The organism is Homoserinimonas sp. A520, from assembly GCF_054489245.1.
In genome coordinates this window covers 14,216-27,338 of record NZ_JBTMWX010000007.1, presented here as the reverse complement: position 1 = coordinate 27,338, position 13,123 = coordinate 14,216, and the positions used below count along the sequence as shown (strand labels likewise).

Below are 13,123 nucleotides of genomic sequence, written 5' to 3'. Positions count from 1 at the left end.
GAGCCGGTCTGCAGGTGACCGATGGATGTCTGGTCGGTATTCACAGCCAGGCGTCAGTTATCGCCCGGAGTGTAGCGGGAGCCGCCTACCCCGTAGCCGGCCCTCGTCATCGTCCAGCCGACAATCGCGCCGACGACGATGAGCGCGCCCGCACCCCAGACGATCAGCGGAACGTCGAGCCAGAACCCCACCGTGCCGATAGCGAACGCGATCAGCATGATGATGACCGAGGTCCATGCTGCGGGTGAGTGGCCGTGTCCGGGGTCTGAGATGTCTTCGTTCATGGTGCTCCTTAACGCGGGTGAATTCTCGAAAAGTCTATCGTGACGTGGGATCTGAGCCATCGCTCAAGGAGTCCCAATCCGAAACCGCGGAGCGCGGGGCATCCGCCTCCTCCAGCCGGACGCTCTGGTACCGGCTCGTCGCCGTGGGCCAGGTGCGAGCGGTGACGACGATGAGGACGCCGGTCAGTGCCATGAGGACGCTGATGACCATCGTGATTGCCGGCCAGGGAGTGGTGGAAGCTGCCGTCACCAGCGCCTCGATCGACTCACCACCGGAGATTCCGGTTGTCTGGGTGACGAGTGGCGTCGAGGCGGCAACGGGATCCACGATCGCGCCCCAGGCGGAGATCCCGATGCTCGCCCCGATTGCCACCTGAAGCAGGCCCAGGACGATTCGGAAGGCAGGGCCGGCGATGGCCAGCGCCGCCACCAGGGCAAGGCCGGCAAGGCCGAGGGCCGCGAGTGCCGGTGCAGCGACTTCGCCGGTCACCGGGATGGCCTGGCCCGCACCCTCGCCGCCGAGGTTCACCACGAACCAGGTCATCGTCCACGACAGCAAGGTCAGGGCGCTGAACAGGAGGCTCAGGAGGAGGCTGATCGGCTTCAGACGGCGAATCATCTCAACGCACCCGCCGCATAGCGTTCGCCACGGCAACCGCGCGGAGCGGAGCGGCAGCCTTGTTCTGCGATTCGACGAACTCCGTGCGCGCGTCAGAGTCGGCGACCAGGCCGGCGCCGGCCTGAACGCGGGCGACACCCCCCGAGATCGTCGTGGTCCGGATGGCGATGGCCAGGTCGAGGTTTCCGGCGAAGTCGAAGTAGCCGACCACGCCGCCGTAGAGGCCGCGCTGGGCGACCTCCAGCTCGTCGATGATCTCCAGCGCCCGGGGTTTCGGTGCACCGGAGAGCGTGCCTGCCGGGAACGTCGCTGTGAAGACGTCCAGCGGTGAATGTCCTGGTGCCAGGTCGCCCTCGACGCTGGAGACCAGGTGCATGATGTGGCTGAATCGCTCCACCTGCATGAACTCGGTGACCTCAACAGAACCTGGAAGACAGACTTTCTGCAGGTCGTTCCGGGCGAGGTCGACCAGCATCAGGTGTTCAGCACGCTCCTTCGGGTCACCGATCAGGTCTTCGGCGAAGGTGCCGTCCTCATCGGGCGACGCCCCACGTGGGCGGGATCCGGCGATCGGGTGACTGTAGACCCGACCGGACTCCACCTTCACCAGCGCCTCAGGAGACGAGCCGACCACCCAGTACGGTTCGCCGTCGGGGGTGTCCAGCGCCAGCAGGTACATGTACGGGCTCGGATTGAGCGTTCTGAGCACCCGGTAGACGTCGATCGGTTCGGCGGACACCTCGTGGTCGAAGCGTTGCGAGATGACCACCTGGAAGACATCCCCATCGTGGATGTACTGCTTCGACCGCTCGACGGCTGCCGCAAACTCCGCCTCGGTGGTTCGTGCGACCGCGGTCGGCTCACGAGCAAGGTCGACTTCTGCCAGCCACGCTTCTGCCGGTTCGGCAAGCCGCTCCTGCATGGAGCCCAGCCTGGCCTGCGCGTCGAGCCACAACTGGTCCGGATCGTCCACCCCGTCGTTCAACGCGGTCGCCACCAGGAGCACAGAACCGGTTCGGTGGTCGAGCACCACCAGTTCGGAGACGAAGCTGAAGGCCTGACCCGGGATGTCGTAGTCGGCCGGCGGAACATCGGGAAGCCGCTCGATCTGGCGCACCGCCTCCCAGCCGATGAAGCCGACCAGGCCCCCGGTCAGCGGCGGATGTCCTTCGACGGCTGGGGTTGCCCAGCGGGCATGGAGGTGCGCGACCGCGTGCAGGGGGGTGAGCGGATGCTCGGGGCCGAGTGCGCGCTCGGCGGAGATTCCATAGTCCAGCCAGGTCACGGCATCCGCCCTCTGGGTGAGGACACCGAATGAGGAGACGCCGATGAACGAGTAGCGGGACCAGATGCCGCCCTGCTCGGCCGATTCGAGCAGGAACGTGCCCGGCCGGCCGGCCGCCAGCTTGCGGTAGATGCCGACCGGGGTTTCGCCGTCGGCGAAGAGCTGACGGATCACCGGGACCACGCGGTGATCGTCCAGGAGGTCGTTGAATTGCTGGCGGGTCGTCGAACTCACGGCTGCTCCACCTCGGGTGCGAAACGGTTCGAGGCGACGTCGAGCGGGTCGACGTCGAAGCAGGAGTGCGCGCCGGTGTGGCAGGCGGCGGCAACGGCTTCGACGGTGACCAGGATGGTATCGGCGTCGCAGTCGAGAGCGGCACCGCGAACGTGGAGGTGGTTTCCGGAGGTGTCGCCCTTGCGCCAGTACTCCTGCCTGGACCGGGACCAGAACGTCACGAGGCCCTCGGTGAAGGTGCGCCGCATCGCCTCCGCATCCATCCAGCCCAGCATGAGCACCTGCCGTGTGCCTGCTTCCTGGATGATGGCGGGAAACAACCCGTCGGCATTGAACCTGGTTCGCTCAATTGCCGCTTCCAGCTCGTCCGGGGTCATGCCGGAACCTCCCTCACGTCGACGCCGGCCGCTGCCAGCTCCCGCTTGACATCGCCAACGGTGAATTCGGCATTGTGGAACACGGATGCCGCCAGTACGGCATCAGCGCCGGCCGCGATCGCGGGCGGGAAGTGCTCGAGCGCCCCCGCTCCCCCGCTGGCGATCAGTGGCACCGTGCTGACCTCGCGCATGGCACGCACCAGCTCGAGGTCGAAGCCCTGCTTGGTGCCGTCGGCGTCGATCGAGTTGACCAGCAACTCCCCTGCGCCACGTTCGATCGCCTCGCGCGCCCAGGCGAGGCCGTCGAGGTCGGTCTCGGTTCGGCCACCGTGGGTCGTCACCACGAAGCCGGATGGCACGCGGTTCGAGCGCTTCAGGTCGAGCGAGAGCACCAGCGCCTGGGAACCGAAACGGTCGGCGATCTCGGACAACAACTCTGGCCGGGCGATTGCGGCGCTGTTCACGCCGACCTTGTCCGCCCCCGCTCCCTGAAGGCGGGCGACGTCGTCGACGGAGCGCACTCCGCCACCGACGGTGAGCGGTATGAAGACCTGCTCCGCCGTGGCGCTGACCACATCGTAGGTGGTCGCCCGGTTGTCGACCGTCGCCGTCACGTCGAGGAAGGTGATTTCATCCGCCCCCTGCTCGTAGTACTTGCGGGCCAGCTCGACCGGATCGCCGGCATCGCGAAGGTTCAGGAAGTTCACGCCCTTGACCACGCGGCCGGCCGCAACATCCAGGCACGGGATCACGCGCACGGAGACGCCCATCAGAGCCTGGCTGCGTGGATCGGACTGACCAGGATGGCGCGCGCGCCCAGGGCGTACAGCTGGTCCATGACGTGGTTCATGCCGGCGCGCTTCACCATCGAACGCACAGCGACCCAGTTCTTGTCGCGCAGCGGCGAGATCGTCGGCGATTCGAGTCCTGGCGTGATCGCCGAAGCTGCCTCGATGAGTGCAGCCGGGAGGTCGTAATCCATCATCACGTATTGACGCGCCACCAAAACTCCCTGGAGGCGACGCTGCAGCGTCTGGAGACCCGAAGGCGGGGTGGGGGCGCTGATCAACACAGCGGATGACTCGAGGATGACCGGTCCGAAGATCTCCAGCCCCTGCGCCCGCAGGGTCGAACCGGTCGAGACCACGTCGGCGACGGCATCCGCCACCCCCAGCTTCACTGCAGACTCGACGGCGCCATCCAGGCGGATCAGGTCGGAGGTCACGCCGTGCCGGGTCAGGAAGTCACCCACCAGTCCCGGGTAGCTGGTCGCCACCCTTTTGCCGGCGAGGTCGCCGAGCTCGCGGTAGCTGTCGCTGGGGCCGGCAAACCGGAATGTCGAGGCTGCGAAGTCCAGTTGGGCGACCTCGACCGCCTCCGAACCGGAGTCAAGCAGCAGGTCTCGCCCGGTGATGCCGACATCGAGCGCCCCGGAGCCAACGTACGTGGCGATGTCACGCGGGCGGAGGTAGAAGAACTCGGCATCGTTCGCCTGGTCGCTGACCGTGAGGGCGCGCGGATCCCGGCGACCCGCATATCCGGCCTCATGGAGCATCTCGGCTGCGGTCTCGGCGAGCGAACCCTTGTTGGGCACTGCAATGCGAAGCATGGTGGTCTTTCTGTTCAGCGTTGGGGCGGTCGATGACACACATGCGCGCTACAGACCGCAGCGCGCTGAGGGTCACAGATGTCGGTACACGTCCGCCGTCGACAGGCCCTTGGCAAGCATCAGCACCTGCAGGTGGTACAGCAGCTGGGAGATCTCCTGCGCCGTCTCGTCGTTCGACTGGTACTCGGCCGCCATCCACACCTCAGCGGCCTCTTCGACGATCTTCTTGCCGATCGCATGCACACCGGCGTCGAGCTCTGCCACGGTGCCGGAATCGGCTGGCCGGGTCTGGGCTTTCAGCTCCAGTTCCTCGAAGAGGTCGTCGAAGGTTTTCACACGGTCAAGGCTACTAGCCCCGGCACCGTGTGACGCCTCAGCTGACGCCAAGGAGGTCGATCACGAAGATCAGTGTGCGCCCGGAGAGCTGGTGCCCTCCGCCTGCCGGTCCGTAGGCGAGGCTCGGCGGGCAGATCAGCTGGCGGCGCCCACCGACCTTCATTCCGGGGATGCCCTGCTGCCAGCCGGCGATGAGGCTTCCCAGGGGGAAGTTGATGGACTGCCCGCGGCTCCAGGAGGAGTCGAACTCTTCGCCGGTCTCGAGGTCGACGCCGAGGTAGTGCACATCGACGGTCGCGCCGGGGGTTGCTTCGGCTCCCTCGCCTGTCTCAATGTCGGTGATGACGAGTTCGGTGGGAGTTTCGCCGTCGTAGAAGTCGATTTCCGGCTTGGTCTTGTTGGTTTCGCTCATCCGCCAATTCAATCACTCCAGCCCTGCAAAAGTGCCCGTTCCGGACGATAGTGCCCGGCGGAACGGACGCAAGCGACCGGAACGGGAACTATTGGTGGGCGTGAGCGGATGCTGCCTGCCGCAACAGGCCGATTTGCGCGGCGCGGTCTGGCGAGCCGAACACGCTGGAACCGGCGACGAAGGTGTTGGCTCCGGCAGCGGATGCTATGGCGATCGTGTCCTGGTTGATGCCGCCGTCGACCTGCAGCCAGACGTCCAGCCCTGACTTCGAGACGGCCTCCGCCAGTGACCTCAGTTTCGGCATGGTCTGCTCCATGAAGGACTGCCCGCCGAAACCGGGTTCGACCGTCATGACGAGCACCTGGTCGAATTCGGGCAACAGGTCGAGAAGTGGTTCGATCGGTGTGCCCGGTTTGACGGCGATGCCCGCCCGGGTGCCGATCTGCCGCAAGCGGCGCGCCAGTGCCACTGAGTCAGCGGCGGCCTCGGCGTGGAAGGTCACCGAGTAAGCGCCGAGTTCCGCGTAACCGGGTGCCCACCGGTCCGGATCCTCGATCATCAGGTGCACATCCAGCGGGATCGGGGACACCTCCTGGATACGGCCGACCATCTGCGGGCCGAACGTCAGGTTGGGGACGAAGTGGTTGTCCATGACGTCGACGTGAACCAGGTCGGCCGACGCGATGGCGTGCAGGTCGGGCTCCAGGTTGACGAAGTCTGCCGAGAGGATGCTGGGGTTGATGCGCACGGTCATGTGCCGAGCCTAACGATGAACGCCCAGCCGAATCAGGCGGGCACTCCGCCGTCGGCTGGCACCGCGCCATCAGCTGGCACCTTCTGCAGCAGGCAGATGAACATCGCATCGGTGCCGTGCCGGTGTGGCCACAACTGGACGCTGGTGTCGGAGGGTCCGAGGTCCAGCGGGGAGCTGGCCACTCCCTGAAGCACCTCAGCCGTGTTGAGTTGCACAACCGTGCCATCCGCGGCCCTCACCGCGTTCTCCACAATGAGCCGGGTTTCGCCCAGGTGAGGTGAGCAGGTGACGTAGGCGAGGAGCCCACCTGGCTTGAGGGCCGCCAGCCCGGAACTGAGGAGATCAGCCTGCAGGGCGGCGAGCTCCGGCACATCGCGGGGCTGCTTGCGCCAGCGTGCCTCCGGACGACGACGGAGCGCGCCCAGGCCGGTGCACGGTGCGTCGATGAGTATTCGGTCGAATTGCTCAGGAAGGTTCTGGCCGAATGTGGTGCCGTCCTGTACCAGTACCTGCGGTGGTTCCGCGAAAACGGCCAACGCGTTCCGCACCAGCTGGGCGCGCGCGGGAACCACCTCGTTGGCGACCAGTGTTGCGCCGCCAGTCAGCGCCTCCGCTGCGAGCAGTGCCGCCTTCCCGCCCGGACCTGCACAGAGGTCGAGCCAGCGTTCGCCCGGCTCGATCGGTCGTGCACGGCTGAGTGCCAGCGCCGCCAGCTGTGAGCCTTCGTCCTGGACCCGAACCCGCCCCTCCCGCACACCGGCCAGGTTCGCCGGGTCGCCGCCGTCGCTCACCGCTGCCACCGGGGAGTACTCCGCTTTCCTCTCGCCGGCCACCTCGCGCACCGAGGCGAGGCCGGGGAGGGCGACCAGGCTGACCTTGGGCGCCCGATTGTCGGCCTCCAGCAGGCTCTCCAACTCATCCGCCCTCCCCTCGGCACTGAGCGCCTGCCGAAAGGCGCGGACGATCCACACCGGATGCGAGTGCTCCAGTGACAGCCGTTCGTCATCGTTCCGCGGGTTGCTGAGCACCCGGGCGCGCCACTCGTCCGGAGTCGTGCGGGTGACGGTTCGGAGAACCCCGTTGACGAAGCCGGTTGCCGACCGCGACGCGACCTCCCGCGCCTGATTCACCGCTTCATCGACAGCGGCATGCTGGGCGACCCTCATCGACAGCAATTGGTGACAGGCGAGCCGGAGAACGTCCAGCACGGCCGGGTCGATCTTGTCGGTCGATCGCGCGGCGGCGAGAGCGATGACGGCGTCGTAGTAGCCCTGCCTGCGGAGCGTGCCGTAGGTGAGCTCGGTTGCCAGGCCGGCATCCGGGCCGTAGAGCCCAGCCCGCTCGAGCTTGACCGGCAGCAACAGGTTTGCGTAGGCGTCCGACTCCCGAACCGCACTGATGACCTCGTAAGCCACGCGTCGTGCCGGCTGGATCCGTGGACCGCTCATCGGTTCGCCGCCTGATCAACGCTGGACGTGGCATCGGGCTGGCGACCCCGCCACCAGTCCGCAGCGGCCATCGCCTTCTTGCCGGCCGGATGCACGCGCACCAGTTCAATCGGGTCCGTCGCCGTACCGATGACCGGGCGGCCATCCACCTCGCCGAGCCGCCCGGGAGGCAACCGTGGCGTGCCGTGCGCGATCGCCGCTTCGAGCACCTTCACTCGAACGCCGTCAAGCTGGGTGAAGGCCCCAGGCTCCGGGGTCACCCCGCGGATCTGGCCACCCACCATGGTCGCGGAAGCGGTGAAGTCGATCCGGCCATCCGCCAGCGACAGTTTGGGTGCCAACGTCACGTCGCCCTGTTGCGCCTCAGCCCTGGCTGTGCCGTCCGCGAGGGCGTCGATGACGCGAAGCAGCAGCCCGGCACCGCCATCCGCCAGCGACTCCAGGAGGTGACCGGCCGTCTCGTGAGCGCCGATCGCCTGGGTGAACTGGCCGTACAGCTCGCCAGCATCCAGTTCGGGGACCAGCTGGAAGACGGATGCGCCGGTCACGTCGTCGCCGGCCATGATGGCGCGCTGCACCGGCGCAGCCCCCCGCCAGCGGGGCAGGAGGGAGAAGTGAAGGTTGATCCACCCGAGCCTGGGAACGGAAAGCAGCGGCTCGCGCACCAGGCCGCCGTAAGCCACGATCACCCCGAGGTCTGGAGCCAGGGCGTCGACCTCCGAGGTGACCGCGGAGTCCAGGCGATTCGCCTTGATCAGCGGGAGCCCGTGCGCCGCCGCTTCCAGGGCGACGGCTGTCTCGGTCATGATCCGCTTGCGTCCCTGTGGGGAGTCTTCCCTGGTGATGACGGCGGCAACCTCGTGGCGTGAACCGGCGATCAGGCGCAGGCTCGGCACCGCGGCATCCGGGCTTCCGGCGAAAACCAGTCTCATTCCGCTCACGGACATCCCATCAATTGGCGAACGGTTCGGAATCATCGAACCGCACTTTCAGTGTAGGCAGCGCAGGAGGACGCCCATCACCGGGCGGCACCCGCTTACGCCTGGTGGTGGCGTTGCGGATGATGGCGGAGCGAAGAATGGACGCGACCTGGCTTCCCGCACCGTACTCGAACCGGACGATCGCCCGCACACCGTCCTCGACAGCCGTCGGTCCGAGCACGTCAACGCCGGCCACCTCTGCTGCGGCGGCGACGGCCGTGTCCACGGCGTCCGCACTGCCGGTGACCGTCGCAACACGCACCGCTGGCGGAAAGCGCAGCCGGCGACGATCGGCCAACTCGGAACTGACATAGTCGGAGAGGCGCCAGGTCGCCATCGCCGTGGCCAGCGCACCGCCGACACCGACCAGGATCACCGGACCTCCCGGGGCCGCGAGAGCTGCGGCATTGGACCACCAGCGCAGGCAGTCCTCCCCCACCCTCAGCGCTTCGCGTGCGAGCATCCGCTCCCCGTCCAGCAGCAGTACAGCGCGGTAGCCTCCGTCGGCGACGGGTTCTGCGCCCCGGGTGGAGATCACCAATGCCGGCTTGCCTGGAACGGTCAGCAGCGGGCGGTCGCCGTCGGCCACCACGACCTTCACGCCGGGAAAGGCGCGCCCCAGGTCTTCGGCCGTTCGCGTCGAACCCTGGCCGACCAGCCGGTAGCGCTGCCCGCCGCAATGGTTGCAGGACCAGTTGGCGGCGATGGCCCCACACCAGTGGCAGGACGGCGCCCCGCGGGCAGACTTCATCCCCAGCGGACCTTCACAGACGGTGCAGCGGGCCGATTGCCCACAGCTGTCACAGGCCAGCCGCGGCGCGTAGCCGGGCCTGGCCACCTGCACCAACACCGGACCGTCGCGCACAGCGTCGCGGGCAAGCTGCCAGGCACTGGACGGGATACGGGCGAATGCCGCGTGGGGATTGTCAGCGCCCTGGCCTGCAGTCGGAATGACCTTCGGGAGATATGCGCGCTGGGGGCGCACCTCGGTCGCCCACCCGTGCTCAACGAGCCGCTGCACCTCCGTGCTGCGGGTGTGTCCCAGGAAGACCAGCGCACCGCCCTGTTGCTCCTGGCGCACCAATGCGGCGTCCCGAGTGTGCACGTAGGGGCTGAGCGGCTCGGCGTGCAGCGGATCGGAGTCGTCCCACAAGCCGATCAAGCCCAGGTTCCGGGCGGGCGCATAGACGACGGAGCGGTTGCCGACAATCACGCGCGCCTGCCCATCGAGGCAGGCCAACAGGTCGCGGTAGCGTTCAGGGTTCGCTTGTCGGGCATCCAGCCGAACCAGCCTGTCCGCCGGGAGCATCGCGGCCAGGGCCAATTGCAATTGCTCCTGATCGCGGTAGTCGGGAACAGCGAGGATCGCCGACTTGCCGGATGCGACCACCTGGGTGGCCAGAGCGGCAAGTGTCACCGCCCAGTGCCCTACCCAGGAGCCATCAGGCAATTGCACCAGGCGCGGGATCGCGTCGACAGCGAGTCTGCCGCCGTGCTCGAGGACTGCCTCGAACGCATCCGACGGGTAGTCCTGAACCGAATTGGCCTCCACGGGCGACAACACCGGTGTCTGAGCGGACAACCAGGCCTTCTCGACACGCACCTGGCGTTTCGGCACCGCGAGCCTCACCACGTCGTTCGCGCTGCCGGCTGCACGGTCGGCCAGGCGCCGAGCCAGCGTGTACACCTCCGGCGCCAGCACCCGGACAGGCGACGCGACGGAGTCCAGTTCGCTCAGCACACCGGTGTAGTCGACCGAGTCAACGAGCTCGACAATGAACCCTTCGGCGATCCGGCCGGCCGATCGCAGGGGTACTTTCACGCGCACGCCCGGCACCGCGGCATCCGCCAGGTAATCGGGGATCGAATAATCGAAAAGCCGGTCCAGCTGGGGCAACGACGAATCGATCAGGACCCTGGCTATCGGCGCCGAGCGTGCCACTACTACAGCCCTGCCATTGCTACGGCCCCATCATCGCTACGGCCCGGCACTGTTAGAGACGGCACTGCTGGAGACGGCACTGCTAGAGACCGGCACTGCTGCGCAGGTCGTCGACCCGATCCAGCCGCTCCCAGGTGAAGTCGGGAAGCTCCCGGCCGAAATGACCATAGGTGGCCGTCTGGGCGTAGATCGGACGCAGCAGGTCGAGGTCACGGATGATCGCAGCCGGGCGGAGGTCGAACACGTCATTGATGGCGCGGATGATCACGTCGTCGTCGACAACGCCGGTTCCGAAGCTCTCCACGTACAGGCCGACCGGTGCCGACTTGCCGATCGCGTAGGCAACCTGCACTTCGAGCCGCTCCGCGAGCCCGGCGGCTACCGCATTCTTGGCAACCCAGCGCAACGCGTAGGCGGCGGACCGGTCGACCTTCGAGGGGTCTTTCCCACTGAACGCGCCACCGCCGTGCCTGGCAGCACCGCCGTAGGTGTCGACGATGATCTTCCGCCCGGTGAGACCGGCGTCGCCCTTCGGGCCGCCGATCTCGAACTTGCCCGTCGGGTTGATCAGCAAGGTGGCCCCTGAGGCGTCCAGGCCGGAGGCCTCGAGCACCGGATTGATCACGAACTCCGCCATGTCGGCGGCAAGGGCCGACATCGCTATACCCGGCGCGTGCTGGGTGGACAGCACCACGGTGTCGATTGTGCGCGGAACCAGGCCCTCGTAACCGATGGTCACCTGGGTCTTGCCATCCGGCCTCAGGTAGTCGAGTACCTGGCTCTTGCGAGCCTCCGCAAGCCGCTCGGAAAGTCGGTGCGCCAGCCAGATCGGAAGCGGCATGTACGACGGAGTCTCCGTGGTTGCGAAGCCGTACATGATGCCCTGGTCGCCGGCGCCCTGGTGGTCGAGCGGGTCTGCTCCGTGCCCTTCGCGTTCTTCCAACGCGCTGTCGACGCCCTGCGCGATGTCGGGCGACTGGGCGCCGATGGAAACCGTCACACCGCAATTACTCCCATCGAAGCCCACCTCGGACGAGTTGTAGCCGATGCCCGTGATGACTTCGCGCACGATGCGGGGAATCTCGACGTACCCGTCGGTGGTGACCTCGCCGGCCACGTGCACCAGTCCGGTCGTCACCAGGGTCTCGACCGCAACCCGGCTCCGCGGGTCCTGTTCGAGCAGGGCATCCAGGATGTGGTCCGAGATCTGGTCGCAGATCTTGTCCGGGTGCCCCTCGGTCACGGATTCCGAGGTGAACAGGCGAAGCGGGGAGGTCATCGGGGGCCCTTCAGTCAGTTCGAGCCTGGTCGTCGTGCGGTTCGAGGGAGCACGCTCACGCGAGCAGGTCGAGAATACGATCAGCCACCGACGCCTTGCTCCCGGTGGCCTCGCTCACTATAACGCCGGCCGCATCGAGCACGACGACCGTGTTGCCTTCTGTGGCAAACCCCTGCGACCATCCCACGGTGTTGAGGACGAGGTAGTCACAGCCCTTCCTGGCGATCTTCTGGCGGCCGAGCTCCAGCAGCCGCTCCGGATCCGTCTCGGTTTCCGCACCGAAGCCGATGATGGTCTGACCGGGCTGCCGCGAGGCGACCAGCCCGGCGAGAATGTCCGGGTTCTTCACCAGATTGATCGACAGGCGGTCGCCGGTCACTTCTTTCCTGATCTTGCCCTCGGCAACGGCCTCCGGCCGATAGTCGGCCACTGCTGCAGCCATGATCACCACGTCGGCGCTCGGCGCGACGCCGTCCACCGCCGTCTCGAGTTCGCGGGTGGAGCTGACCGGTAGCAGGCGTACGGATGCCGGCACGGCTACTTCGAGGTTCGCTCCGATCAGCGTCACCTCGGCTCCCCTGGCGGCCGCAGCGACGGCAATCGCAACGCCTTGCCTGCCGCTGGAGCGGTTGCCGATGAAGCGCACCGGGTCCAATGGCTCTCGGGTGCCCCCTGCGGTGACCAGGATGTGCGTGCCGGCCAGGTCCTGTGCCCGGACCGCGGCGAGGGCTGCGGACACCACGTCGTCCGGCTCCGACATCCGACCAGGGCCGGAGTCCCGCCCGGTGAGCTGCCCGATGGCCGGCCCGACCACCACGACTCCCCGGCTGCGAAGCGTTGCCATGTTCGCCACTGTGGCCGGGTTGGCCCACATCTCGGTGTGCATCGCCGGCGCGATCACGAGCGGTGCAGTGCTGGCGAGGATCGTGTTCCCGAGAAGGTCGTCGGCCAGTCCGTGCGCAATCCTGGCGATCGTGTTGGCGGTCGCCGGCGCAACGACGATCAGGTCAGCAGCCTGGCCGATGGCCACGTGGCGCACTTCTGCGACCCCTTCGTAGAGGTCGCTGTGCACCGGATTCCGGCTGATGGCCTCAAGGGTGGGCCGCCCCACGAAGCGAAGCGCGGCATCCGTGGCAACGACGTGGACATCATGCCCGGCGAGCACCAGCGAACGGACGACGCCGATCGCCTTATAGGCGGCGATCCCGCCGGTCACGCCGACGACGATATTCAAGACTGGTGTGCTCACAGAGCCATTGTCCCTGATCGCGGACAATGGGAGTGAAACTTGGGCTCGCTACTCAGCGAGGGGCTTGAGAACCAGCTTGTCTTCATTGATCTCGTGCATCGCGACCGACAGGGGCTTGTCGTCGATGGTCGAGTCGACCAGCGGGCCGACGTTGTCGAACAGGCTTCCCTCATGCAGGTCGGCGTAGTAGTCGTTGATCTGGCGGGCACGCTTCGAGGCGAAGATGACCAGCGCGTACTTGGAGTCGACCTTCGAAAGCAGTTCGTCGATGGGCGGGTCGATGATGCCCTGTGAACGTTCGACCATGGTGGATGC

At 67.1% G+C, this 13,123-nt stretch carries 15 protein-coding genes; all 15 read right to left on the bottom strand.

The genetic code is table 11. The annotated features are described in order from the left end of the window. Positions 1–53: 53 nt before the first annotated feature. The gene (locus ACX3PH_RS14335) at positions 54–284 is read right to left on the bottom strand and encodes a DUF6704 family protein (RefSeq protein ID WP_459093367.1); all 231 of its coding nucleotides are present in this window, start codon (positions 282–284) and stop codon (positions 54–56) included. Between the two features lie 34 nt (positions 285–318). Next, a complete protein-coding gene (locus ACX3PH_RS14330) occupies positions 319–903 on the bottom strand; it encodes a Trp biosynthesis-associated membrane protein (protein WP_459093366.1) in 585 nt (194 codons plus the stop codon). A 1-nt stretch (position 904) separates the two neighbouring features. Further along, complete coding sequence (locus tag ACX3PH_RS14325) at positions 905–2,422, bottom strand: anthranilate synthase component I (protein ID WP_459093365.1); 1,518 nt, start codon at positions 2,420–2,422, stop codon at positions 905–907. After that, the gene (gene hisI, locus ACX3PH_RS14320; protein ID WP_459093364.1) at positions 2,419–2,799 is read right to left on the bottom strand and encodes a phosphoribosyl-AMP cyclohydrolase; all 381 of its coding nucleotides are present in this window, start codon (positions 2,797–2,799) and stop codon (positions 2,419–2,421) included. The genes ACX3PH_RS14325 and hisI overlap by 4 nt, the downstream gene beginning before the upstream one ends. Further along, positions 2,796–3,569 (bottom strand): imidazole glycerol phosphate synthase subunit HisF, encoded by a 774-nt coding sequence (gene hisF, locus ACX3PH_RS14315; RefSeq protein WP_459093363.1) that lies wholly within the window; start codon positions 3,567–3,569, stop codon positions 2,796–2,798. The genes hisI and hisF overlap by 4 nt, the downstream gene beginning before the upstream one ends. Beyond that, positions 3,569–4,408 (bottom strand): ATP phosphoribosyltransferase, encoded by an 840-nt coding sequence (gene hisG, locus ACX3PH_RS14310; RefSeq protein WP_459093362.1) that lies wholly within the window; start codon positions 4,406–4,408, stop codon positions 3,569–3,571. The genes hisF and hisG overlap by 1 nt, the downstream gene beginning before the upstream one ends. A gap of 72 nt (positions 4,409–4,480) precedes the next feature. After that, a complete protein-coding gene (locus ACX3PH_RS14305) occupies positions 4,481–4,744 on the bottom strand; it encodes a phosphoribosyl-ATP diphosphatase (protein ID WP_459093361.1) in 264 nt (87 codons plus the stop codon). Positions 4,745–4,781: 37 nt separating this feature from the next. Further along, a complete protein-coding gene (locus ACX3PH_RS14300; RefSeq protein ID WP_459093360.1) occupies positions 4,782–5,156 on the bottom strand; it encodes an FKBP-type peptidyl-prolyl cis-trans isomerase in 375 nt (124 codons plus the stop codon). Positions 5,157–5,244: 88 nt separating this feature from the next. Continuing rightward, entirely contained in the window at positions 5,245–5,910 is a 666-nt protein-coding gene (rpe, locus tag ACX3PH_RS14295) for a ribulose-phosphate 3-epimerase (RefSeq protein WP_459093359.1), read from the bottom strand. A 32-nt stretch (positions 5,911–5,942) separates the two neighbouring features. Further along, entirely contained in the window at positions 5,943–7,358 is a 1,416-nt protein-coding gene (locus tag ACX3PH_RS14290) for an RsmB/NOP family class I SAM-dependent RNA methyltransferase (protein WP_459093358.1), read from the bottom strand. Beyond that, positions 7,355–8,290: a methionyl-tRNA formyltransferase gene (gene fmt / locus ACX3PH_RS14285; protein WP_459093484.1), complete on the bottom strand. Its 936-nt coding sequence runs from the start codon at positions 8,288–8,290 to the stop codon at positions 7,355–7,357. The genes ACX3PH_RS14290 and fmt overlap by 4 nt, the downstream gene beginning before the upstream one ends. Before the next feature lie 19 nt (positions 8,291–8,309). Continuing rightward, positions 8,310–10,280, bottom strand: a complete 1,971-nt coding sequence (locus ACX3PH_RS14280; RefSeq protein WP_459093357.1) for a primosomal protein N' family DNA-binding protein — start codon at positions 10,278–10,280, stop codon at positions 8,310–8,312. 82 nt (positions 10,281–10,362) lie between these two features. Continuing rightward, positions 10,363–11,559, bottom strand: a complete 1,197-nt coding sequence (gene metK, locus ACX3PH_RS14275) for a methionine adenosyltransferase (RefSeq protein ID WP_459093356.1) — start codon at positions 11,557–11,559, stop codon at positions 10,363–10,365. A gap of 55 nt (positions 11,560–11,614) precedes the next feature. After that, positions 11,615–12,793 carry a bifunctional phosphopantothenoylcysteine decarboxylase/phosphopantothenate--cysteine ligase CoaBC gene (gene coaBC, locus ACX3PH_RS14270; protein ID WP_459093483.1) on the bottom strand — a complete coding sequence of 393 codons (1,179 nt, stop codon included), beginning with the start codon at positions 12,791–12,793 and terminating at the stop codon, positions 11,615–11,617. Positions 12,794–12,856: 63 nt separating this feature from the next. Next, the gene (gene rpoZ, locus ACX3PH_RS14265; RefSeq protein WP_459093355.1) at positions 12,857–13,114 is read right to left on the bottom strand and encodes a DNA-directed RNA polymerase subunit omega; all 258 of its coding nucleotides are present in this window, start codon (positions 13,112–13,114) and stop codon (positions 12,857–12,859) included. Positions 13,115–13,123: the final 9 nt, after the last annotated feature.